This window comes from Streptomyces sp. NPDC057271, assembly GCF_042668715.1.
Taxonomy (GTDB): Bacteria; Actinomycetota; Actinomycetes; order Streptomycetales; family Streptomycetaceae; genus Streptomyces.
Genome location: NZ_JBHUYJ010000116.1, coordinates 1 through 22,954, shown reverse-complemented (window position 1 = coordinate 22,954; position 22,954 = coordinate 1). Strand labels below are relative to the sequence as shown.

23 protein-coding genes are annotated in these 22,954 nt (G+C 71.1%); 7 read left to right on the top strand and 16 right to left on the bottom strand.

Annotation, left to right across the window (positions count from 1 at the left end; genetic code table 11):
- Positions 1-108: 108 nt before the first annotated feature.
- Entirely contained in the window at positions 109-2,160 is a 2,052-nt protein-coding gene (locus tag ACFUJR_RS33710; protein WP_383180950.1) for an APC family permease, read from the bottom strand.
- 234 nt (positions 2,161-2,394) lie between these two features.
- On the opposite strand from ACFUJR_RS33710, the gene ACFUJR_RS33705 reads away from it, so the two are divergent.
- On the top strand, positions 2,395-3,063 hold the full coding sequence (locus tag ACFUJR_RS33705) for a TrkA family potassium uptake protein (RefSeq protein WP_352188034.1): 669 nt from the start codon (positions 2,395-2,397) through the stop codon (positions 3,061-3,063).
- On the top strand, positions 3,063-3,746 hold the full coding sequence (locus ACFUJR_RS33700) for a potassium channel family protein (protein WP_383180947.1): 684 nt from the start codon (positions 3,063-3,065) through the stop codon (positions 3,744-3,746). The genes ACFUJR_RS33705 and ACFUJR_RS33700 overlap by 1 nt, the downstream gene beginning before the upstream one ends.
- A gap of 227 nt (positions 3,747-3,973) precedes the next feature.
- Here ACFUJR_RS33700 and ACFUJR_RS33695 read toward each other — a convergent pair whose 3' ends face one another.
- From ACFUJR_RS33695 to ACFUJR_RS33660, 8 genes are all read right to left on the bottom strand, one after another.
- A complete protein-coding gene (locus ACFUJR_RS33695; RefSeq protein WP_383176002.1) occupies positions 3,974-4,729 on the bottom strand; it encodes a DUF3159 domain-containing protein in 756 nt (251 codons plus the stop codon).
- 3 nt (positions 4,730-4,732) lie between these two features.
- Positions 4,733-5,131: an OB-fold nucleic acid binding domain-containing protein gene (locus ACFUJR_RS33690; protein ID WP_383175999.1), complete on the bottom strand. Its 399-nt coding sequence runs from the start codon at positions 5,129-5,131 to the stop codon at positions 4,733-4,735.
- Between the two features lie 153 nt (positions 5,132-5,284).
- Positions 5,285-5,968, bottom strand: a complete 684-nt coding sequence (locus tag ACFUJR_RS33685; protein ID WP_361441844.1) for a response regulator — start codon at positions 5,966-5,968, stop codon at positions 5,285-5,287.
- 91 nt (positions 5,969-6,059) lie between these two features.
- Complete coding sequence (locus tag ACFUJR_RS33680; protein ID WP_383175996.1) at positions 6,060-8,636, bottom strand: ATP-binding protein; 2,577 nt, start codon at positions 8,634-8,636, stop codon at positions 6,060-6,062.
- Between the two features lie 125 nt (positions 8,637-8,761).
- Positions 8,762-9,496: an ABC transporter ATP-binding protein gene (locus ACFUJR_RS33675; protein WP_383175993.1), complete on the bottom strand. Its 735-nt coding sequence runs from the start codon at positions 9,494-9,496 to the stop codon at positions 8,762-8,764.
- A 166-nt stretch (positions 9,497-9,662) separates the two neighbouring features.
- Positions 9,663-10,424 (bottom strand): DUF3710 domain-containing protein, encoded by a 762-nt coding sequence (locus ACFUJR_RS33670; RefSeq protein ID WP_352188027.1) that lies wholly within the window; start codon positions 10,422-10,424, stop codon positions 9,663-9,665.
- A 1-nt stretch (position 10,425) separates the two neighbouring features.
- Positions 10,426-10,938 carry a dUTP diphosphatase gene (dut, locus tag ACFUJR_RS33665; protein ID WP_030146953.1) on the bottom strand — a complete coding sequence of 171 codons (513 nt, stop codon included), beginning with the start codon at positions 10,936-10,938 and terminating at the stop codon, positions 10,426-10,428.
- Complete coding sequence (locus ACFUJR_RS33660; protein ID WP_383175988.1) at positions 10,938-11,522, bottom strand: PaaI family thioesterase; 585 nt, start codon at positions 11,520-11,522, stop codon at positions 10,938-10,940. The genes dut and ACFUJR_RS33660 overlap by 1 nt, the downstream gene beginning before the upstream one ends.
- A 58-nt stretch (positions 11,523-11,580) precedes the next feature.
- On the opposite strand from ACFUJR_RS33660, the gene ACFUJR_RS33655 reads away from it, so the two are divergent.
- Positions 11,581-12,066: a DUF3093 domain-containing protein gene (locus ACFUJR_RS33655; RefSeq protein ID WP_383175985.1), complete on the top strand. Its 486-nt coding sequence runs from the start codon at positions 11,581-11,583 to the stop codon at positions 12,064-12,066.
- On the opposite strand, the gene ACFUJR_RS33650 is transcribed toward ACFUJR_RS33655, so the two are convergent.
- The 4 genes from ACFUJR_RS33650 to ACFUJR_RS33635 form a co-directional block, all read right to left on the bottom strand.
- Positions 12,063-13,115 carry a hypothetical protein gene (locus ACFUJR_RS33650; protein ID WP_383175982.1) on the bottom strand — a complete coding sequence of 351 codons (1,053 nt, stop codon included), beginning with the start codon at positions 13,113-13,115 and terminating at the stop codon, positions 12,063-12,065. The genes ACFUJR_RS33655 and ACFUJR_RS33650 overlap by 4 nt on opposite strands.
- Before the next feature lie 12 nt (positions 13,116-13,127).
- A complete protein-coding gene (locus tag ACFUJR_RS33645) occupies positions 13,128-13,424 on the bottom strand; it encodes a DUF4193 domain-containing protein (RefSeq protein ID WP_003955561.1) in 297 nt (98 codons plus the stop codon).
- Positions 13,425-13,819: 395 nt separating this feature from the next.
- On the bottom strand, positions 13,820-15,055 hold the full coding sequence (locus tag ACFUJR_RS33640) for a sensor histidine kinase (RefSeq protein ID WP_383175979.1): 1,236 nt from the start codon (positions 15,053-15,055) through the stop codon (positions 13,820-13,822).
- A gap of 4 nt (positions 15,056-15,059) precedes the next feature.
- On the bottom strand, positions 15,060-15,713 hold the full coding sequence (locus tag ACFUJR_RS33635; RefSeq protein ID WP_024758527.1) for a response regulator transcription factor: 654 nt from the start codon (positions 15,711-15,713) through the stop codon (positions 15,060-15,062).
- Between the two features lie 394 nt (positions 15,714-16,107).
- Here ACFUJR_RS33635 and ACFUJR_RS33630 point away from each other — a divergent pair, with 394 nt between their 5' ends.
- The gene (locus ACFUJR_RS33630) at positions 16,108-16,281 is read left to right on the top strand and encodes a hypothetical protein (protein ID WP_315893340.1); all 174 of its coding nucleotides are present in this window, start codon (positions 16,108-16,110) and stop codon (positions 16,279-16,281) included.
- A gap of 89 nt (positions 16,282-16,370) precedes the next feature.
- Here ACFUJR_RS33630 and ACFUJR_RS33625 read toward each other — a convergent pair whose 3' ends face one another.
- Positions 16,371-17,207, bottom strand: coding sequence for an inositol monophosphatase family protein (locus ACFUJR_RS33625; RefSeq protein ID WP_383175975.1), 837 nt, complete (start codon positions 17,205-17,207; stop codon positions 16,371-16,373).
- Positions 17,208-17,216: 9 nt separating this feature from the next.
- Positions 17,217-18,353 (bottom strand): ferrochelatase, encoded by a 1,137-nt coding sequence (locus ACFUJR_RS33620; protein ID WP_383175972.1) that lies wholly within the window; start codon positions 18,351-18,353, stop codon positions 17,217-17,219.
- A 133-nt stretch (positions 18,354-18,486) separates the two neighbouring features.
- Here ACFUJR_RS33620 and ACFUJR_RS33615 point away from each other — a divergent pair, with 133 nt between their 5' ends.
- Both ACFUJR_RS33615 and ACFUJR_RS33610 read left to right on the top strand, forming a co-directional pair.
- Entirely contained in the window at positions 18,487-19,749 is a 1,263-nt protein-coding gene (locus ACFUJR_RS33615) for an MFS transporter (protein WP_383175969.1), read from the top strand.
- Entirely contained in the window at positions 19,688-21,028 is a 1,341-nt protein-coding gene (locus ACFUJR_RS33610; protein WP_383175967.1) for a D-arabinono-1,4-lactone oxidase, read from the top strand. The genes ACFUJR_RS33615 and ACFUJR_RS33610 overlap by 62 nt, the downstream gene beginning before the upstream one ends.
- Positions 21,029-21,031: 3 nt before the next feature.
- Here the strand turns inward: ACFUJR_RS33610 and ACFUJR_RS33605 are convergent, their stop codons facing one another.
- The gene (locus ACFUJR_RS33605) at positions 21,032-21,853 is read right to left on the bottom strand and encodes a hypothetical protein (RefSeq protein WP_383175964.1); all 822 of its coding nucleotides are present in this window, start codon (positions 21,851-21,853) and stop codon (positions 21,032-21,034) included.
- A gap of 417 nt (positions 21,854-22,270) precedes the next feature.
- Here ACFUJR_RS33605 and sepH point away from each other — a divergent pair.
- The coding region (gene sepH, locus ACFUJR_RS33600; protein WP_383451048.1) for a septation protein SepH at positions 22,271-22,954 on the top strand (684 nt) is incomplete at its 3' end.

Below are 22,954 nucleotides of genomic sequence, written 5' to 3'. Positions count from 1 at the left end.
TAGCCTTTGTCTTCTCCCCAGACAAAGGAAGAAGGGGTTGTTTTGGGAGGGAGGGGGCGCGGAAAGGGGAGGGGGGGGGGGGCTTACCACCAACCCCACCCCACCAGTCTACGTGCCCTTGCCGGTCGGTTCCTTCGCGCGCTTCTCGACCGGACCACGGCGCACCGAACCCGGCGCGTTCCAGTCCTGGCGCTTCCTCGCCCGCTTCCGCGCGGCCTCGGAGGACTGCAGCTGGTAGGGGACGGAGGTCACCATCACGCCCGGGGTGAAGAGCAGGCGGCCCTTGAGGCGCAGGGCGCTCTGGTTGTGCAGCAGGTGCTCGTACCAGTGGCCGACGACGTACTCGGGGATGTAGACCGAGACGGCGTCGCGCGGGCTCTCGCGGCGGATGTTCTTGACGTACTCGATCACCGGCCGGGTGATCTCGCGGTACGGCGAGTCGAGGATCTTCAGCGGTACGTTGATCCCGCGCCGCTCCCACTCCTCCCGCAGCGCCTTGGTCTCGGCCGGGTCGACGTTGACGCTCAGCGCCTCCAGCTCGTTCGCGTGCAGGAGCTTGGCGTAGGCGAGCGCGCGCAGCGTCGGCTTGTGCAGCTTGGAGACGAGGACGACGGAGCGGACGCGCGAGGGGCGTACGTACTCGTCGGGGCGCTCCTCGGCGGCGGCGATCTCGTCCGCGACCGAGTCGTAGTGCCGGCGGATCGCGGTCATCGTCCCGTAGAAGATCACCATGCCGAGCAGGGCGACCCAGGCGCCGTGCGTGAACTTGGTGGCGAGGACGACGACCAGGACCAGGCCGGTGAAGAAGGCGCCGAAGGTGTTGATCGCACGGGAGCGGATCATGTGGCGGCGCTTGGCCGGGTCCCGCTCGGTCCGCAGGTGGCGGTTCCAGTGCCGGACCATGCCGGTCTGGCTGAGGGTGAAGGAGACGAAGACGCCGACGATGTACAGCTGGATCAGCTTCGTCGAGTCGGCCCCGTAGACCCAGACCAGGAGGGCGGCGGCGCCTGCGAGGAGCACGATGCCGTTGGAGAAGGTGAGCCGGTCGCCGCGGGTGTGCAGCTGGCGCGGCAGGTACCGGTCCTGGGCGAGGATCGAGCCGAGGAGCGGGAAGCCGTTGTACGCCGTGTTGGCGGCCAGGAAGAGGACGAGCGCCGTGGCCGCGGCGAGGAGGACGAAGAAGAACGTTCCGTCGCCGAACACGGCGGCCGCGACCTGCGAGATCACCGGGTCCTGGACGTAGCTCTCGCCGACGGGCACACCGTTCTGGAGGAGGTCGACCGCGGGGTTCTCGGCCATCCGTACGTCGGTGGCGAGCGCCAGGAAGATGATGCCGCAGAACATGGTGACGGCCAGCGCGCCCATGAGCGCGAGCGTGGTGCCGGCGTTCTTCGACTTGGGCTTGCGGAACGCGGGGACACCGTTGGAGATCGCCTCGACGCCGGTGAGGGCGGCACAGCCGGAGGAGAAGGCGCGCAGCAGGAGGAAGAACAGCGCGAAGCCGGCCAGCCCCTGGTGCTCGGGCTTGATCTCCAAGCCTGCGGTGGGGGCCTTCATGGTGTCGTCGAGGACGATCCCCTTGTACGCACCCCAGGCGATCATGATGAAGACGCCGGCGACGAAGACGTACGTCGGGATGGCGAAGAGGCTGCCCGACTCCTTCACCCCGCGCAGGTTCATCAGCGTCAGCAGCACGATGACGCCGACCGCGCAGAGGACCTTGTGCTCGACGACGAACGGGATGGCCGAGCCGAGGTTCTCGATCCCGGAGGAGATCGAGACGGCGACGGTCAGGACGTAGTCGACGAGGAGGGCGCTGGCGACGGTCAGTCCGGCCTTCGGGCCGAGGTTGGTGTTGGCGACCTCGTAGTCGCCGCCGCCGCTCGGGTAGGCGTGGACGTTCTGCCGGTAGGACGCGACGACCGTGAACATCAGGACGACGACGGCCAGCGCGATCCACGGGCTGAAGTGGTAGGCCGACAGACCCGCGATCGACAGGACGAGCAGCACCTCGCCCGGTGCGTACGCCACCGAGGACAGCGGGTCGGAGGCGAAGACAGGGAGGGCGATGCGCTTCGGGAGCAGGGTCTCCCCGAGCTTGTCGCTGCGCAGAGCCCGTCCGATCAAGATCCGTTTGGGCAGGTCGGTCAGTTTGGACACGGAGAGGATCGTAAGCGTTCGAAAACAGCCATGCTCACCGCGACCCCCGATCCGCACGGAATCTCCCTGGCGGGGACCGCGGATGCGGTCCCCCAAGGTGTTGCCGCATAAGCTCGGATCGGGCAGCTCGGCAGGGCGCTGCCCGCCACGGCCCGGGCCAGTCGGGTGAGGAAAGTTGTGAGCAGGGTGTATTCGCAGGTCAGTAAGACGATCAGGAGTGCGGGGTAAGGGGACGTGCACATCGTCATCATGGGCTGCGGGCGAGTGGGAGCCGCTCTCGCGCAGACCCTGGAGCAGCAGGGGCACACCGTGGCCGTCGTGGACCAGGACCCGACGGCTTTCCGCCGTCTCGGCTCCGGCTTCGGCGGACGGCGTGTCACCGGCGTCGGCTTCGATCAGGACACGCTGCGCGAGGCGGGGATCGAAGAGGCCGGTGCCTTCGCCGCGGTGAGCAGCGGCGACAACTCGAACATCATCGCCGCCCGGGTCGCCCGCGAGATGTTCGGCATCGAGAACGTGGCCGCCCGGATCTACGACCCCCGGCGCGCCGAGGTCTACCAGCGTCTCGGCATCCCGACCGTCGCGACGGTCCGCTGGACCGCCGACCAGATGCTGCGGCGCCTGCTGCCGTCCGGCGCCGAGCCGCTGTGGACCGACCCGAGTGGCGGGGTGCAGCTCGCCGAGGTGCACACCTCCCCGGCGTGGATCGGCCACAAGATCAGCAAGCTGCAGGACGAGACCGGGGTGCGCGTCGCGTTCCTCACCCGGCTGGGCGAGTCGATCATCCCCTCGTCGCAGACCGTGCTTCAGGAGGGCGACCTCGTGCACGTGATGATGCGTACGGACGAGATCGCGAAGGTCGAGGAGGCCTTCGCCGAGGGTCCCGAGGAGGGTGGTCACTGATGCGTGTCGCTATTGCGGGCGCGGGCGCGGTGGGCCGTTCCATCGCGGGCGAGCTCCTGGAGAACGGCCACGAGATCCTGCTGATCGACAAGGCGCCCACCGCCATCTCGGTGGAGCGGGTGCCGCAGGCCGAGTGGCTGCTCGCCGACGCCTGTGAGATCACGTCCCTGGACGAGGCCGCGCTGCAACGCTGCAACGTGGTGATCGCGGCCACGGGTGACGACAAGGTGAACCTGGTCGTCTCGCTGCTCGCGAAGACCGAGTACGGCGTGCCGCGCGTGGTCGCCCGGGTGAACAACCCCAAGAACGAGTGGCTCTTCAACGAGTCCTGGGGCGTGGACGTCGCCGTGTCGACGCCGCGTCTGATGTCGGCCCTGGTGGAGGAGGCGGTGAGCGTCGGCGACCTGGTCCGGCTGCTGCGCTTCAGCCACGGCGACGCGAACCTGGTCGAGCTGACGCTCCCGCCGGAGTCGGCGATCGCGGGAACGGCGGTGGGCGATGTCGCCTGGCCGCAGGACACCTCCCTGGTGACGATCATCCGCGGCTCGCGGGTGCTGACCCCGAGTCCCGAGGAGACCCTGGAGGCGGGCGACGAGCTCCTCTTCGTGGCCGCCCAGGCGCGCGAGGAGCAGTTGGAGGACCTGCTGTCGGTCCGTCGCGAAGAGGGCGCGCCGAGGGACTGACGCCCGCGCCGCGAGGGCGAGGGCGTGGGACGTACGGGGAAGGGCCCGGGACCTCGAGAGGTCCCGGGCCCTTCCCGTAACGCCGGTGAGGCCCACGGCTCGTGCCTGTCCCCGTACGGCTCACGGCACGTGCCCGAACGCGTGAGGCCCACGGCTCGTGCCTGTCCCCGTACGGCTCACGGCACGCTTCCGGCGCCCTGACCGCGCGTCTCGTACGGCTCCGAGGGTTACGACTCCCGCTCGCGCGCCGCGGCCGCCCTGCGGGCCTTCTCGGCCTTCTCCTCCGCCTCCATCTCGGCGAAGACGTCGATCGGCGGCGGGGCCTTCGCCAGGAAGACCCACGTCAGGTAGACCGCGAGCAGGAAGGGCGGGATCTTCAGCGCGACGAGGACCCAGCCGAACTTGGTCGTGTCGGCCCACCAGTACATCGGGAAGAGGATCGCGCACTTGGCGAGCAGGATGAGGCCCCACGCGTAGCTCGCCTTCGCGTAGGCCTTCTTGCGGCCGGGGTTACGCGTCCGCCAGGAGAGGTTCTCCTTGAAGACCGGGCCGAGGATCAGGCCGATCAGCGGGACGCCCGCGAGCGTGGTGACGATGTACGCGAGCCCGAGGCCGAGCGTGTACAGCATGCCCGGCAGGTAGAAGTCCTTGGCGTTGCCGGTCATCATCGCGAAGACCACACCGAACGCCACGCCGAACACGCCGCTGAAGGCGTGCTTGACGGTGTCCCGGCGGATCAGCCGGACGGCGACCAGGACCAGGGAGACCGCGAGCGCCGCGATCGCCGAGATGTGCAGGTCCTTGTTGATCGTGAAGATCGTGACGAAGAGCAGGCCGGGGAGGACCGTCTCGATCATGCCCCGCAGGCCGCCGAAGGCCTCGAACAGCGCGGCCTCGGTGACCTCCTTCGCGGCCTGTCCCTCCGGAGCGCCCTGGCCTTCCGGGGCGTCCTGATCCGTCGTCGGCTTGTCGAGCGACGTCACCGGCTACTCCTGTCCGAGCGGTCGGAGCTCGTATTTGGGGTTGAAGAGGACCCGCCGGCCGTGGCTCATGGAGATCCGGCCGGAGGCGATCAGCTTGCGGCCCGGCTCGATGCCCACGATGGACCGCCGGCCCAGCCACACCACGTCCAGCGGGGCCGTGCCGTCGAACAGCTCGGCCTCGAGGGCGGGCACACCCGCCCGGGGGCGCAGCGTGACCGTGCGCAAGGTACCAGTCACCTTGACTATCTGGCGGTCGGAGCAGTCGCAGATACGCGTGCAGCCCGTCGCCTCGGCGTCCTCCCGGAGCTCGACGGACTCCAGCTCCTCCTGCGAGGTGGACAGCCGGTCGAGCATCCGGCGGAAGCGTCCGGCCGGCTTCTCTGTACGCGGTGCAGCACTCATACAGAAAGCGTACCGGCCCCCACCGACTGCGGAACCGGCCCTTCGAACGGGACCCCACGGGCCTCTTCACGGGCCTCCCGCCGCCTCTCCGGGCACGTCCGCACCTTTCCCCGGGGGCGTCCGCACCTTCCTCGGGCCCGTCCGCGGGTCGAGTCAGCGCTCGAAGCGGTAGCCCATGCCCGGCTCGGTGACGAAGTGCCGCGGGTGGGAGGGGTCGACCTCCAGCTTCCGCCTCAACTGCGCCATGTAGACCCGCAGGTAGTTGGTCTCCGTGCCGTACGACGGGCCCCAGACCTCCTGGAGGAGCTGCTTCTGGCTCACCAGGCGCCCGCTGTTGCGGACGAGCACTTCGAGCAGGTGCCACTCGGTCGGTGTGAGGCGGACGTCACGGCCGTCGCGGTGGACCTTCTTCGCGGCCAGGTCGACCGTGAAGCCCTCCGTCTCGACCGTGACGACGCTGTCGTCGCCGCCGACCGGCTCGGCTCTGCGGACCGCGGCGCGCAGCCGGGCCAGGAGCTCGTCCATGCCGAAGGGCTTGGTGACGTAGTCGTCGGCTCCGGCGTCGAGGGCCTCGACCTTCTCGTCGGAGGTCTGGCGGGCCGAGAGCACCAGGATCGGCACCCGGGTCCAGCCGCGCAGGCCCTTGATGACCTCGACACCGTCGATGTCCGGCAGGCCGAGGTCGAGGACGACCACGTCGGGATGGCGTTCGGCGGCGAGCCGAAGGGCGGTGGCGCCGTCGGGCGCCGCGTCCACCTCGTACTTGCGAGCCTTGAGGTTGATCACCAGCGCGCGGACGATCTGCGGCTCGTCGTCGACGACGAGAACCCGGGTCATCGAGGGCTTCCTTCTCTCTGCTGCGTACGTCGGGGGGTACGGGGATCCTGTGGGGTCACGAGGCCGCTCCGGGTCGCTCGGGGGCACCTGGTCACGTGGTGACCCGGACCGGCACGTCGGCGGCGGGCGGCGGTGGCCGGCGCCCCGTCACCGCTCTGAGGGTGATCGTCATGGTCAGGCCGCCGCCGGGGGTGTCCTCCGCGGTGATGGTGCCCCCCATCGCCTCCACGAAGCCGCGGGCGACCGCGAGCCCGAGGCCGACGCCGGAGCCTCGCGGGGCGTCGCCGAAGCGCTGGAACGGCTCGAAGATGCCCTCCTTGCTCTCGTCCGGCACCCCGGGTCCCCGGTCCACGACACGCAGCTCGACCCGGTCGCCGAGCGCGCTGGCGGAGACGACCACCGGCACCCGCTCCGGGCTGTACTTCACGGCGTTCTCGACGATGTTGGCGACCACGCGCTCCAGGAGCCCCTTGTCGACCTCGACCATCGGCAGCGTCTCGGGGATGTCCAGCTCGGCGCTGCCGTCGGGCACCCCGCCGAGCGCCATCGGGACGACCTCGTCGAGGTCGATGGAGCGGATCAGCGGGGTGACGGTGCCGGTCTGGAGCCGGGACATGTCGAGGAGGTTGCCCACCAGGTGGTCGAGCCGGTCGGCGCCTTCCTCGATGCCCGCCAGGAGTTCCGCCCGGTCCTGCTCGGACCACTCGACGTCGTCGGAGCGCAGGGAGGAGACGGCCGCCTTGATGGCGGCGAGCGGGGTACGGAGGTCATGGCTGACGGCCGCGAGCAGGGACGTACGGATCTTGTTGCCCTCGGCCAGCTTGCGGGCCTCCTCGGCCTCTCCCACGAGCCGCTGCCGGTCCAGTACGACCGCTGCCTGCGCGGCGAACGCGCCGAGCACGCGCCGGTCCTCGGCGGGCAGCACCCGTCCGGTCAGGGCGAGGGCCAGGTGCTCGCCGACGGGCATGTCCACGTCGGCGTCCTCGGGCCGGTCGACGGGGCGCGCGCCCATGCTCGCCGCGCAGGTCCACGGCTCCACGTCGCTCTGCCGTTCGAGGAGCGCCACGGATTCCATGGCGAACGTCTCGCGGACCCGTTCGAGCAGGGACTCCAGGCTGGACTCTCCCCCTGGCTCCGCCGGGGGGACCCCCACGCGCAGCACGCTGCCCGCGAGGTAGGAGAGGGTCTCGGCCTCGGCGCGCAGCCGGGCGGCCTGGTGGGTGCGGCGGGCGGCGAGGTCGACCACCGAGGCCACGGCCACGGCGACGCCGAGGAAGACGGCGATCGCGACGATGTTCCTGGGGTCGGCGATGGTCACCTTGTGCAGCGGCGGGGTGAAGAACCAGTTCAGCAGGAACGATCCGAAGGCGGCGGACGCGAGCGCCGGCAGGAGGCCGCCGAGCAGTGCCGAGGCGACGGTGAGCGCCAGGAACAGCAGCATGTCGTTGGCGAGACCGAGGTCGGCGTCGACATGGGTGAGGAGCACGGTGAGGAGGGCGGGGCCGCCCACCCCGACCAGCCAGCCCCAGATGATCCGGGAGCGGCCGAGGCGCGCGCCGCGGGCGACGGGCAGTCCGCGCCCCTTGGCCACCTCCTCGTGGGTGACGATGTGGACGTCGAGGTCGGGGCCGGACTCACGGGCGACGGTCTGGCCGACGCCGGGGCCGAACACGTACTGCCAGGTCTTCCGGCGGCTGGAGCCGAGGACGATCTGGGTGGCGTTGACGCCCCTCGCGAACTCCAGGAGACCGGAGGGGATGTCGTCGCCTATGACGTGGTGGAACGTTCCTCCGAGGTCCTCGACCAGGGTCCGCTGGACCGCGAGCTCCTTGGGCGAGGCGGCGGTGAGGCCGTCGCTGCGGGCGATGTAGACGGCGAGGACCTCGCCGCCCGCGCCCTTCTCGGCCAGCCGCGCGGCACGCCGGATGAGCGTGCGGCCCTCGGGCCCGCCCGTGAGCCCGACGACGATCCGCTCGCGGGCCTGCCAGGTGGAGCGGATGCCGTGCTCGCCCCGGTACTGCTGGAGGTACTCGTCGACCCGGTCGGCGGTCCAGAGCAGCGCCAGCTCGCGCAGGGCCGTGAGGTTGCCGGGGCGGAAGTAGTTGGCGAGGGAGGCGTCGATCCGGTCGGGCTTGTAGATGTTGCCGTGGGCCATGCGGCGGCGCAGGGCCTGGGGTGACATGTCGACCAGCTCGATCTGGTCGGCGCGCCGCACCACCTCGTCGGGGACGGTCTCCTGCTGACGTACGCCGGTGATCGACTCGACCACGTCGCCCAGCGATTCGAGGTGCTGGATGTTGACCGTCGATACGACGTCGATCCCCGCGGCGAGCAGCTCCTCGACGTCCTGCCAGCGCTTGGAGTGGCGGGAGCCCGGCACATTGGTGTGGGCCAGCTCGTCCACGAGGGCGACGGCCGGCTTCCTCGCGAGGACCGCGTCGACGTCCATCTCGGTGAAGGAGGTGTCGCGGTACGCGAGGGTGCGGCGCGGGACCTGTTCGAGGCCGTGCAGCATGACCTCCGTACGCGGCCGGTCGTGGTGCTCGACGAAGGCGACGACGCAGTCCGTGCCGCGCTCTGCCCGACGGTGTCCCTCGGAGAGCATCGCGTAGGTCTTGCCGACACCCGGTGCCGCACCGAGGTAGATCCGTAGCTTGCCCCGTCCCATGGCATGACCTTACGTCCAGCGAATCGGACATTCCGCACAAGGGGCAAGGGCGACGAGCCGTATTGACGGGATTCTGATGGGGCGGCCGCGGGCGGCGGACCGGTCCGGGCCGCCCGGCGTCCGCGTCACCGGGTGTGTTCGACGATCTCGCCGTCGCCCAGTTCGAGCACGCGGTCCGCCAGCCCCAGGAGCTGGGCGTCGTGGGTGGCGACGAGCGCCGTGACGCCCTCGCTGCGCACCACCGCGCGCAGGAGTTCCATCACCGCGAGGCCGGTCTCCGCGTCGAGCTGCCCCGTCGGCTCGTCGGCGATCAGCAGGGCCGGCTTGTTGGCGAGGGCCCGTGCGATGGCGACGCGCTGCTGCTGGCCGCCGGAGAGCTCGCCGGGCCTCTGCGCCGCGTGGTCGGCGAGGCCGACCAGCGCGAGGAGAAGGGCGACCCGCTCCTCCCGCTCCTTCGGGTCCGCCCTGCGCAGCCGCAGCGGCACTCCCACGTTCTCCGCGGCGGTCAGGATCGGGATGAGTCCGAAGGACTGGAAGATGAAGCCGATGCGGTCCCGGCGCAGCTCCAGGAGCCCGTCCTCGCCGAGTTCCGCGAGATCCGTCCCGTCGATGGTGATCCGGCCGCCGTCCGGGCTGTCCAGGCCGCCGACCAGGTTGAGCAGGGTGGTCTTGCCGGAGCCCGAGCGGCCCTTGAGCGCGACGAGCTCGCCGTGGTGGACGTCGAAGGAGACCCCGCGCAGGGCGTGGACGGCCGCCGCGTCCGTGCCGTACGAGCGCCGCAGGTTCTCGACGCGGACCATGGGTCCGCCGGCCGGGTCCTGGGCGACCGCCGTCCCGGTCCGCGTGCTGCTCTCGCTCATCCCTGCGCTCCCCCTCGTCGAACGTGCGCACCCTCGGCGCGCCCGTCAGTATCGGCCGCCGAGGGGCCGTCCGGCCAGGGGGGAAACGCACCGGTGGGCCGTATTCCGGACAGGATGTTCGGAATACGGCCCACCGGCCTTGATCTGTGTGCGGTACGGAACGAGGTCAGCGGACCTCGGTGATCTCCGGTCCGCGCTGGAGCTGGCCCATGCCGCCGGAGAAGCGCGAGCCCTCCTGCTCCTCCTGCTGCACGCCGTCCGGCACCATCTGGGCGTCGTTGGGCAGCTTGAGGACGATCGGGTCACGGGGGGCCATCGGGCCGTCGCCGCGGACCACCACGGTGTCCCGGACGATCTGCTCCAGGAGACCGGCGGCCTCCGGCTGCACCGCACCCTGGCCGGAGATGACTCCGCGCAGGAACCAGCGCGGGCCGTCGACGCCCACGAAGCGCACGAGCTGCACTCCGCCGGTGCCGTCCGGCAGCTGCACCGGGACCTGGGCCCGCAGCTCCCAGCCCAGCGGTCCCTCGACCTCGTCGATGACACCGCCCTGCTGGGTGATGCCCGAGGCGATCTCCTCGCGGACCTCGCCCCAGATGCCTTCCTTCTTCGGTGCCGCGAAGGCCTGCAGCTGCACGGCGCTGTCGCGCAGCACGACGGTGGCCGCGACGATCGCGTCGCCCGCCACCTCGACCCGGAGCTCCATGCCCTCGACTCCGGGCACGAAGATGCCACCGAGATCCACGCGCCCGTCCTCGGGCTTGGAGACCTCGGAGATGTCCCACGGTCCGTCGGGCCGGGGCGCCGGCGGAAGGTTCACCCGACGCGGCGCGCCGGCCGTGTCGTCAGTGTCGACCTCGTCGACGACCTGCTCGGCCTCGCCCGCTGCGTCCTCAGCGGCACCGCTCTTCTTGCGACGTCCGAACACGTCACTGTCCTTCCCGGTCGGATACGACCGAAGCGTATCGATTCCCACCCGTTGTGCCGTCCACGGCGGCATGACCGCCGGTGGACCCGAAGCCCCCCTCGGCCCGCGCCGAGCCGGGAAGCTCCGCCACCTCGTGGAAGCGCACCTTCTCGACCTGCTGGACGACCAGTTGGGCAATCCGGTCGAACCGTTCGAACCGCACGCTCTCACGCGGGTCGAGATTGACCACGATCACCTTGATCTCTCCACGGTACCCGGCATCCACCGTCCCTGGGGCATTCACGAGGGCGACTCCGCACCTGGCAGCGAGCCCGGAGCGCGGGTGCACGAAGGCGGCGTAGCCGTCGGGCAGGGCGATGGAGACCCCGGTGGGCAGCACGGCCCGCTCTCCGGGGGCCAGAACGGCCGCCTCGGTGGTCACGAGATCGGCGCCGGCGTCGCCGGGGTGGCCGTAGGCGGGGATCGGTACGTCCGGGTCCACACGCCGGATCAGTACGTCGACAGGGTTGCGCATCAGGGGTTCACCTCGAAGGCGCGGGCGCGCCGGACCTGGTCGGGGTCGGACATGGCGGCCTGGATCTCCTCCGGGCGGCCGTTGTCGATGAAGTGGTCGACCTTGACCTCGATGAAGAGGGCGTCGGCGCGGACCGCGACGGGGCCTTCCGGCCCGCCGATCCGGCCGACGGCGGTCGAGTAGATCTTGCGCCCGTGCACGGCGGTGACCTCGGCCTCCAGGTGCAGGACGGTGCCCACCGGGACGGGCCGGGCGAAGTCCGTCTCCAGACGTCCGGTGACGGCGATGACGCGCAGCAGCCAGTTCAGGGAGCCGAGGGTCTCGTCGAGCGCGGTGGCGAGGACGCCGCCGTGCGCGAGGCCGGGGGCGCCCTGGTGGTCGGGGGTCACGGTGAACTCGGCCGTGACGGTCACGCCCTCGCCGGCCCGGGCCTCCAGGTGGAGGCCGTGGGGCTGCCCGCCGCCGCACCCGAAGCAGTGCTCATAGTGCGCGCCGAGCAGCTCACCGGAGGCGGGCGCGTCGGGGTGGCGTACCGGCGGTATGGCGTCGGCCGGCGGGGTGAGGGCGGGAGATGTTGCGGTCACAGGCGCAGACCTTACCCGCGAGGTCGGCCGCGGGTCGCGCCGTGCCAAGCTTGGACGCATGCAGCCTTCCCCCGCCTCCCCCGCTCCGACCGCCGCGCCGCGCTTCGACGAGCGGCTGACCGCTCCCGGCTCGTGGTGGGTCATCACGGTTCTGCTGGCCCTCAGCGGCGGTCTGGTGATGTTCCCGCTGGGCACGGTGGCGACGCTGGGCGGGCTGATCGCCGCGGGCGCGCTGGCGGCCGTGGGCGTCTCCTCGTACGGCTCGGCCCGGATCCGCGTGGTGGCCGGCTCGCTGGTCGCGGGGGACGCCCGGATCCCGGTCTCGGCCCTGGGGACTCCGGAGGTGCTGGACGCGGAGGAGGCGCGGTCCTGGCGCACGTTCAAGGCCGATCCGCGCGCCTTCATGGTGCTGCGCGGCTATGTGCCGCGGGCGGTCCGGATCGAGGTCACGGACCCCGAGGACCCGACGCCGTACGTGTATCTCTCCAGCCGTGACCCGGAGGGTCTCGCCGCGGCCGTCGAGGCGGCCCGCGCAGAGGGCTAGAAGCCGATCTCCTTGGGGTTCTCCGGCTGCTCCAGCGGGGGCAGCCCCTCCAGGGCGCTCCAGGGCACCTGGCGCGCGCGCAGGTCCTTGCGGACGTGCTGGGCGAGCTTCCTGGTGTCACGGCGGTTCATGACGGCTCCGACGGCCGCGCCGACCATGAACGGCATCAGGTTGGGCAGGTTGCGCACCATGCGCTTCATGATCTGCTGGCGCAGCTCGCGCTTGAGCTGTCCGCCGAGGGCGGCGTTGACGGTCGTCGGCTTGGCGGGGTCGATGCCCCGCTCCTCCGTCCACGAGGTCAGATAGGCCGTGGCCCGCTGGGTGAGCGTGCCGGGCGGCCTGAGCCCGTACACCTCGTGCAGCTCGGCGATGAGCTTGATCTCGATCGCGGCGACTCCGGTGATCTCCGCCGCCAGTTCCGCGGGCATCGCGGGGGGCACGGGGAGCATGGCTGCCGCTCCGATGCCGGCGCCGACCGTCGAGCTGGCGTTGCAGGCGCCCGCGACGAGTTTGTCGGCGATCTGCTCGGGGCCGAGCCCCGGAAAGTGCTTGCGCAGGGTCGCCAGGTCCCGCACGGGCACGCGGGGGGCGATCTCGATGATCCGGTCGGCGAGATGGCCGATGCCGGCCTTGGCGCTCTCACCGCCACGCTTCACGCCGCGTTTGACGGCGTCGATCCGCGCGCGGTCGAGCTTCATACGGTCCAGCTGGGAGCGCGCCGGATCGGTGACGCGCTGGACGGCGCCGAGACGGCGCCCGCCCGGCTCCGCCGGTACCGGTGTCGCGAATGCTTCGGTCCCGGGCTCACCGAACACGTCGGTGCCGGACACGTGCGTGCCGGACGTCGGTATACCGGACGCGGCCGCTTCGAGCGAGGCCGAGCGGCCTCGCTCGTCGTCACGTGCGCCGAGAGAGGGCAGGAGGGCGGTCTCCTCGGCTTCCGGTGCCTCCTGGGCACCCTCCGCCGCCTCGTTGCCGCCCTGATTCGCCTCAGGCTTCCTGGGAAGCCGGAAGCGACGCTTCCGAGAAGGTGTGTCGTCGCCTGCCACGGCCGACCGGTCTCAGTCGCAGTCGCGGCAGATCGGCTGACCGTTCTTCTCCCGAGCCAGCTGGCTGCGGTGGTGCACGAGGAAGCAGCTCATGCAGGTGAACTCGTCGGCCTGCTTCGGCAGGACCCGTACGGCGAGCTCCTCGTTCGAGAGGTCCGCGCCGGGCAGCTCCAGGCCTTCGGCGGCCTCGAACTCGTCGACGTCGACCGTCGAGGTCGACTTGTCGTTCCGGCGGGCCTTCAGTTCCTCAAGGCTGTCCGAATCGACGTCGTCGTCGGTCTTGCGTGGGGTGTCGTAATCCGTTGCCATGTCGCTCTCCCCCTCTGGGTGGTTGCGGTGTCTCCAGCGCACGTAACGCGTGAGAGGCCGGACTTGTGCCCGACCTGAGGCGGAGATTTTGCCTCACATCAAGGTCTGTTACTCAATCGACACCCAGCCGGTCCTCTCACGAGTGATCGGCGTTGGGTGGCGAACGGGACCGTACACGGTCCTCCTGCCGTCCTTCACGGGCGCCACCCCGTGTACTTCCCGTCATCCAGAGCCCCGGAAACCCGGACTTTTCCGGGTTTTCCCGTGGAAATCTCGATCACGGAGAGTGGAGAGTCGGATGCGCACCCCTGTGATCGATCACACATGAGCGTCTCAGGAACGGGATCCGAAAATTCCGCGCAAAGCGAACGGAACCGGCTGGTACCCGAAGTGTGTCAGATCGGGAGAGTGACACGCATCACGAGACCGCCGCCTTCGCGGGGCTCCGCGATGATACGGCCACCGTGGGCACGCGCGACGGAGCGCGCGATCGACAGGCCGAGTCCGACGCCCTTGTCGCTCCCGGTGCGCTCCTGCCTCAGCCGTCTGAACGGCTCGAAGAGGTTGTCGATCTCGTACGCGGGCACGACGGGGCCCGTGTTCGAGACGACCAGGAGGGCCTGGCCGTGCTCGGTCCCGGTGGTGACCTCCACCCAGCCTCCCTCGGCCACGTTGTACCGCACGGCGTTCTGGACCAGGTTCAGGGCGATCCGCTCCAGCAGGACTCCGTTGCCCTGGACGACGACCGGCTCGCACTCACCGCGGATCTCCACGCCCTTGGACTCGGCCTCCGCGTGCACCTGGTCGACGGCGCGCGAGGCGACCTCCGCCAGGTCGACCGGCTTGCGCTCGACGATCTGGTTGTCGCTGCGGGCGAGCAGCAGCAGGCCCTCGACCAGCTGCTCGCTGCGCTCGTTGGTGGCGAGCAGGGTCTTGCCGAGCTGCTGGAGCTCGACGGGCGCTCCGGGGTCGGAGAGGTGGACCTCCAGGAGCGTGCGGTTGATGGCCAGCGGCGTGCGCAGCTCGTGCGAGGCGTTGGCGACGAACCGCTGCTGGGCGCTGAAGGCCCGCTCCAGGCGCTCCAGCATCTCGTCGAAGGTGTCGGCGAGCTCCTTCAGCTCGTCGTCCGGGCCGTCCAGCTCGATCCGGCGCGCGAGGTCGGATCCGGCCACCTGGCGGGCGGTCCGGGTGATCCGGCCCAGCGGGGAGAGCACCCGGCCGGCCATGGCGTAGCCGAAGGCGAAGGCGATGATGCTCAGCCCCAGGAGGGCGAACAAGGAACGGCGCAGGAGGTCGTCGAGGGCCAGGTCGCGCTGATGCTGGAGGCAGGCGGAGACGGCCTCGTTGAGCTGCTCGCCCGTTCCCGTGGCGGGCAGCTGGCACCAGGACGTGGTCGGCTGGACCTCGCCCTTGACGACCTTGAAGGGCAGCTCCGAGGCGCTGTCGCCCAGGGCCTGCGCGGTGAAGAGATAGATGATCGACAGCAGGAGGATGCCGGCGATCAGGAACATCCCGCCGTAGAGCAGCGTGAGTCGTATACGGATCGTCGGCCGGAGCAGCGGTCTTACCGGGTCCCGGGGGTCCCAGGTCGGCTTCGGGGGCGCCTGTGGGGGCGCCGGGGTCGCGGCCACGGCGTCAGATCCGGTAGCCGGAGCCGGGGACGGTCACGATGACCGGCGGCTCGCCCAGCTTGCGGCGCAGGGTCATGACCGTGACCCGTACGACGTTGGTGAACGGGTCCGTGTTCTCGTCCCAGGCCTTCTCCAGGAGCTGCTCGGCCGAGACCACCGCGCCCTCGCTGCGCATGAGGACCTCCAGGACCGCGAACTCCTTCGGGGCGAGCTGGACCTCCTTGCCCTCGCGGAAGACCTCGCGGCGGTTCGGGTCGAGCTTGATGCCGGCGCGCTCCAGGACGGGCGGCAGCGGCACCGTGGTGCGCCGGCCCAGCGCGCGCACGCGGGCGGTGAGCTCGGTGAAGGCGAAGGGCTTCGGCAGGTAGTCGTCCGCGCCCAGCTCCAGGCCCTCCACGCGGTCGCTGACGTCACCGGAGGCGGTGAGCATCAGGACGCGCGTGGGCATCCCCAGCTCGACGATCTTCCGGCAGACGTCGTCGCCGTGGACCAGCGGGAGGTCGCGGTCGAGGACGACCACGTCGTAGTCGTTCACCCCGATCCGCTCCAGTGCGGCGGCGCCGTCGTACACGACGTCGACGGCCATGGCCTCCCGGCGCAGTCCGGTGGCCACCGCATCGGCGAGCAGCTGCTCGTCCTCGACGACGAGTACGCGCACGTCGGTCATTCCTTCCTACGGGCCCCTGCCACTGATGCGGACCGGGCGATGGTGAGCACTGACTGTGCGTGTCCATCCTGCCCCGTACGCGCGTAAACCGGCTGTAAGGCGGCGTACAGCCGGGGAGGGAGGGGCTCCGGGGAGGGCCGGGGGCGCATGGAAGCGCGGGCGGGGTTGGACGGGGCGTACGAAGAATTCACCTGACTTCACGGGCCAGTTGAGGTTTCTGTGAGGAAACTCCTGGGGAGGACGTCTGCACACCCCGTGATCACGCCCTGCATGTGGCACGTACGTGGCACGCCACATGCCGCTCTGTCCCCCAGAGGTAGCAGCGTGTGATCCACCCACCCTCGGCACACCCCCGTGCCACCGACCCATGACGAGGGGGCGCACGATGGACGCTTTCACCGCAGGACTGCTGCAGCGCATAAGGACTGCGCAGACCGACCTCACACGGGCACGCGAGACGGGCGACGACTTCCTCGCGGAGGTCGAGCAGGCCGAGCTCGACGACCTGCACCGACTCGCCGCCGAGCACGGCGTGGAGGTCGGCGCCGCCAGCGCCTGACCCCTGACTCGGAGGAGGCCCCGGTGTCCGTCGACACCGGGGCCTCCTCGCGTCCACGCGACCGTCCGCCGGCACGACCGGCCACCGGCTCAGTCGTGCCAGGCCCCGAGGTCCTCCAGAAGCTCCTGGAGGGGCTCGAAGACGCCGGGTGGGGCGGCGACGGCCAGCTCGCCCGACGGGCGCTCACCGGGCCGTCCACCGGTCAGGGCGCCCGCCTCGCGGGCGATGAGGTCCCCCGCGGCGAGGTCCCAGGGGTTGAGGCCGCGCTCGTAGTAGCCGTCGAGCCGGCCCGTGGCGACGTCGCAGAGGTCGATCGCGGCCGAGCCGCCGCGCCGGATGTCACGCAGCCGCGGGATCATCCGCTGGGCGACGTCCGCCTGGTGGGCGCGGCGGGTCTGGACGTACGCGAAGCCGGTGGCGATCAGCGCCTGGTCCAGCGGCGGCGCGGGACGGACCGCGAGGCGGCGGTCCCCGATGTGGGCTCCGCCGCCGAGCACCGCCCGGTACGTCTCGTTCCGCATCGGCGCCTCGACCACGCCGACGACGGTCTCGCCGTGCAGCTCGGCGGCGATGGAGACCGCCCAGGTCGGCAGGCCGTAGAGGTAGTTCACCGTCCCGTCGAGCGGGTCGATCACCCAGCGGACGCCGCTGGTACCGGGGCTGGCGGCGCCCTCCTCGCCGAGGAAACCGTCGTCCGGCCGGCGCTCGCCCAGGAAGCCGGTGATCAGCTTCTCCGCGGCGATGTCCATCTCCGTGACGACGTCGATGGGGCTGGACTTGGTCTTCGCCACCGTCAGGTCGTCCGGCCGGCCGTCGCGCAGCAGCGCACCGGCCCGGCGCCCGGCCTCCAGGGCGAGGTCGAGCAGTTCGGTCAGCAGGGCGGGGCTCGGGGCGCCGGCCTGCTCGGGGTTCACGGGCTGGGTCACGGGTGCTCCTCAGGCGTACGGGCTGTCGGCGCCGGCCGCCGCGGGCCGCTCCGCCCGCGCGGGGCAGCAGCCGATCGGGCAGAGGTCGTGGGATGGTCCGAGCGCTCCGAGGGCGCAGCGCTCGGCACGGACACCGCGCTCGCTCGACGCGCGCTCCAGGACGAGGTCGCGTACGGCGGCGGCGAACCGGGGATCGGCCCCGACGGTCGCCGAGCGCCGCACCGGAAGGCCGAGCTCGCCGGCCTTGGCGGTGGCCTCGGTGTCGAGGTCGTAGAGGACCTCCATGTGGTCCGAGACGAAGCCGATCGGCACCATCACGACGGCCGGGGCCCCGGCGCCGTGCAGCTCCTCCAGGTGCTCGCAGATGTCCGGTTCCAGCCAGGGGATGTGAGGGGCGCCGCTGCGGGACTGGTAGACGAGCTGCCAGGGGTGCTCGACGCCGGTTCTGCGGCGGACCTCGTCGACGATCACGCGGGCCACGTCCAGGTGCTGCTTCACGTAGGCCCCGCCCTCGCCGTGCTCGCCGGCGGGACCCGAGGAGTCGGCGGCCGATTCCGGGATGGAGTGGGTGGTGAAGGCGAGATGGGCGCCGGCCCGGAGGGACTCGTCGAGTTCGGCGAGTTCGGCGAGCGAGGTGAGCACGCCCTCGACCATGGGCTCGACGAAGCCGGGGTGGTTGAAGTAGTGCCGCAGCTTGTCGACCCGGGGCAGCGGGAGGCCTTCCGCCTCCAGCTCCGAGAGCGCGTCGGCGAGGTTCTCGCGGTACTGGCGGCAGCCGGAGTACGAGGCGTAGGCACTGGTGGTGAGGACGGCGATGTGCCGCCTGCCGTCGGTGACCATCTCCCGCAGGGTGTCGGTGAGGTACGGCGCCCAGTTCCGGTTTCCCCAGTAGACCGGCAGGTCGAGCCCGGTCTCGGCGAAGTCCTCGCGCAACGCGTGGAGCAGCGCGCGGTTCTGGTCGTTGATCGGGCTGACGCCGCCGAAGAGGAAGTAGTGCTGTCCCACTTCCTTCAGCCGCTCCTTGGGGATGCCTCGGCCGCGGGTGACGTTCTCGAGGAACGGGACGACGTCGTCCGGGCCCTCGGGGCCGCCGAAGGAGAGCAGCAGGAGGGCGTCGTACGGTGCGGGATCGTGCTGATCGGACATGGCACCGATCTTCCCACCCCCCTCTGACGGCCGACGGCCCGCCCCGACCGAGAAAAGTGGTGCGCCATCGAATTCAACACCGTAGGCTTTAGCTATTAATTACACGTGTTGAGCGAGTGCCCCGGAGATCCCCTTGCCCAGTCCCTACCGCGCGATCTTCGCGGCGCCCGGCACCAGGTCGTTCTCGGTCGCCGGCTTCGTCGGCCGGATGCCGCTGTCCATGATGGGCATCGGCGTGGTCACGATGATCTCCCAGGTCACGGGGCGGTACGGGCTCGCGGGCGCGCTCGCCGCGACCATGGCGATGTCCGCGGCCGTGCTGGGCCCGCAGGTCTCCCGGCTCGTCGACCGTCACGGCCAGCGGCGCGTGCTGCGCCCGGTGACACTCGTCTCGCTGGCCGCGGCAGCGGGGCTGCTGCTCTGCGTCCAGCAGGGCGCACCGGACTGGACCCTGTTCCTCTTCACCGCCCTGATCGGCTGTGTGCCGAGCCTCGGCGCGATGACCCGGGCCCGCTGGGCGGAGATCTACCGGGGCGAGGCCCGCCGACTCCACACCGCGTACTCCTGGGAGTCGATCGTCGACGAGGTGTGCTTCATCTTCGGCCCGATCATCTCGATCGGTCTGTCGACGATCTGGTTCCCCGAGGCGGGCCCGCTCTTCGCGGCCGTCTTCCTCGCCGTCGGCGTCTTCTGGCTGACCTCGCTGACCGCCACCGAGCCCACGCCCCACCCGCACGACGGGAGTTCGGGCGGCTCCGCGCTCCGCTCCCCCGGACTGCAGGTCCTGGCCCTGGCCTTCGTCGCCACCGGCGCGATCTTCGGCTCCGTCGACGTGGTGACGGTGGCCTTCGCCGAGGAGCAGGGCAGCAAGGCGGCCGCCAGCCTGGTGCTCGCGGTCTACGCGCTGGGCTCCTGCCTGGCCGGCGCCGTCTTCGGTCTGCTCCACCTCAAGGGCGAGCCGTCGCGCATGTGGCTCCTGGGTGTCTGTGCGATGGCCGTGAGTATGATCCCCCTCCTACTGGCCGGGAACTTGCCGTTGCTGGCCGTGGCGCTCTTTGTCGCGGGCCTCTCCATCGCACCGACGATGGTGATCTCGATGGCCCTCGTCGAAGCGCACGTACCTCGCACCAAGCTGACCGAGGGCATGACCTGGACAGGGACCGGGATGGCCGTCGGAGTGGCGCTCGGCTCCTCGGCCGCCGGCTGGGTGGTCGACGCGTCGGGCGCGGAGACGGCGTACGTGGTGCCTGTCGTCTCGGGCGCGCTCGCGGTCGCGGTGGGTCTCCTGGGGTATCGCCGGCTGGGCAGGCCGGCGCCGACACGGGAGGGGCAGCGTGAGCAGTACGCCGACGAAGCGGTGGACGAGCACGAGGGCGACGAACAGCCCGTGGCGTAACTGGGCGGGGAACGTCACCTCCCGGCCCGCGCGGGAGGTGACGCCCGCCTCGGCCGACGAGCTGGCCGACGCGGTCAGGAAGGCGGCCGCCGACGGGCTGCGGGTCAAGACGGTCGGTACCGGGCACTCCTTCACCTCGATCGCCGCCACTGACGGGGTGCTGGTCCGCCCGGACCTGCTGACGGGCATCCGGCGGATCGACCGCGAGGCGATGACCGTGACCGTGGAGTCCGGCACTCCGCTCAAGCGGCTGAACGTGGCGCTGGCCCGTGAGGGACTGTCGCTCACGAACATGGGCGACATCATGGAGCAGACGGCCGCCGGGGCCACCTCCACCGGAACGCACGGCACCGGCCGCGACTCGGCCTCGATCGCCGCGCAGATCCGGGAGCTGGAGCTGGTCACGGCCGACGGACAGACACTGGTCTGCTCGGAGAAGGAGAATCCGGAGGTCTTCGCCGCCGCCCGGATCGGACTCGGAGCGCTCGGCGTGGTCACGGCGATCACGTTCGCCGTGGAGCCGGTCTTCCTGCTCACCGCGCGCGAGGAACCGATGACCTTCGACCGGGTCACCTCGGAGTTCGACGCGCTGCACGCGGAGAACGAGCACTTCGAGTTCTACTGGTTCCCCCACACGGACAACTGCAACACCAAGCGCAACAACCGCAGCGCGGGTCCCGCGGCCCCGCCCGGGAAGGTCAGCTCCTGGGTCGAGGACGAGCTGCTCTCCAACGGGGTCTTCCAGCTGGCCTGTTCGCTGGGCCGCGCGGTCCCTCCGGTCATCCCCGCACTGGCCAAGGTCTCCAGCCGCGCGCTGTCGGCCCGTACGTACACCGACATCCCGTACAAGGTCTTCACCTCACCGCGCCGGGTGCGCTTCATGGAGATGGAGTACGCACTGCCGCGTGAGGCGGCCGTGTCGGCGCTGCGCGAGGTGAAGGCGATGGTCGAGCGCTCGCCTCTGAAGGTGAGCTTCCCGGTGGAGGTGCGGACGGCTCCCGCCGACGACATCGCGCTCTCCACGGCGTCGGGCCGGGAGACGGCGTACATCGCCGTGCACCTCTACAAGGGCACGCCCCACCGTGCCTACTTCACCGCGGTGGAACGCATCATGACCGCGCACGGCGGCCGGCCGCACTGGGGCAAGGTGCACACCCGCGACGCCGCCTACCTCGCCGAGGTCTACCCGCGCTACGCCGAGTTCACGGCGCTGCGTGACCGGCTCGACCCCGGCCGGCTCTTCGCCAACGACCATCTGCGCCGAATACTGGGCGACTGACGGTCATTCGGCGGGCGCCCCGGTCTCCGGAGCGCCCGCGCCGGTGGACGGGGTAGCCGTCGGGGGCGGAGTCGGGATCGGGGTCGGCGTCGGGTCCGACGGCGCCGGAGTCGCGGGCGGGGTGGGGGTCGGGTCCGACGATGTCGGGTCGTCGCCGATGGAGCCGGTGGGGTCGGTGGGGGTCGGCGTGGGGGCGGGGGTGCTCTCGCCGGTTCCCCGCTTCCCGCCGCCGGCGGGGTCGGTGCCACCGTCCCGCTGCGCCGGGCGTCCCTGCTGCCGGGTCGGCCCGTCGTCGGACGGCGTCTCGTTCCTCGCCTCGCCGTCGCCCCGGACGACGGAGCCGAAGGTCGTCCGCCCCTTCGTGCCGCTGAAGTCCTGATCGGAGATCAGTTCGTAGGCGGTGACACCTCCCATGGCCACCAGGAAGACGAGTGCGGCGCCGGCCGCGGAGCGCTTCCAGCCGCGGACGCGCGTGCCGTGCGTGGTCGCCTCGCCGAACTCCCTGTCGTACGGGGGCACGGCGGGCCCGCCGACGGCCGTGAGCACCTGGGTGCGGCCGAAAACGCCCCGGCGCGCCTGGGCCTTCGGCGCCTCGGCGGGGACGGTGACCTCCCGTATCTGCTCTCCCGTGCGCTTGAAGAGGTGGTGGAAGACCGAGCTCCCGCAGGTCGCGATGACACTGATCACACCCGCGCCCAGGATCGTGCCGTACACGCCGAGCGTGGAGGCGAGTTTGGCCGCCACGACGGCGGCGACCGCGGAGCCCGAGACCTGAGCGATGCTCAGGTCGAGCTTCTTCTTCTCACCGTTCTTCTCGTGATCCATACCCACAAGGGACAAATGGGCGAAGTGAAAAGTTCCGTTTCTGCGTTTTCTGTGAAGAGCGCCACGCGGCGACGGAGATCGCGGAAACTCAACTCCCGTACCTCCGGAGAAGTTGGGCGGCGTGCCGGTCCACCCAGGTGGCCCGAATGGAGTACTGTGGCGATCCCTGGGTCCGGGCTCCCTCATGGGTGCCGGGATGCGGGGAGGGGGCCGAAAGTGGCACTCGAACCGGCGGCGCCAAGGCACCGCGCGGTAGCCCGCTGCGGAGCGTGACCGTCGGTCACTCTGCGTCGCAGGTGGGTAACCGTGCCATAACGGCGTTCCAGGGTCCAGGCCCGACACGCCGGGCAACTCGGCAAGGTTGTGGCAGGCTGCACCCGGGCAGGCCACACTCGACTAGCGGAAGCAGCGACGCACGTGACGTCGGCAGGCACCACCCGGGAGGTCCCCATGCCCGAACTGCGTGTCGTGGCCGTCTCCAACGACGGCACACGACTGGTGCTGAAGGCTGCTGACAGCACGGAGTACACGCTTCCGATCGACGAGCGGCTGCGCGCCGCGGTACGCAACGACCGCGCGCGGCTCGGTCAGATCGAGATCGAGGTGGAGAGCCACCTCCGCCCTCGCGACATCCAGGCGCGGATACGTGCCGGTGCCTCCGCCGAGGAGGTCGCCCAGCTCGCCGGGATCCCCGTCGACCGCGTGCGGCGCTTCGAGGGACCCGTGCTCGCGGAGCGGGCGTTCATGGCCGAGCGGGCCCGCAAGACGCCCGTACGCCGGCCCGGCGAGAACACCGGACCGCAGCTCGGCGAGGCGGTGCAGGAGCGGCTGCTGCTGCGCGGCGCCGAGAAGGACACCGTGCAGTGGGACTCCTGGCGCCGTGACGACGGCACGTGGGAGGTGCTGCTCGTCTACCGCGTGGCGGGCGAGGTGCACACGGCGAGCTGGACGTACGACCCGCCCCGGCGGCTCGTCCAGGCCGTGGACGACGAGGCACGCGCGCTGATCGGCGAGACGGACGACACGATCGCCGCCGCGCCGGAGCCGAGCTTCCCCTTCGTCCCGCGGATCGCCCGGCTGCCGCGCGACCGTCCCCTGGAC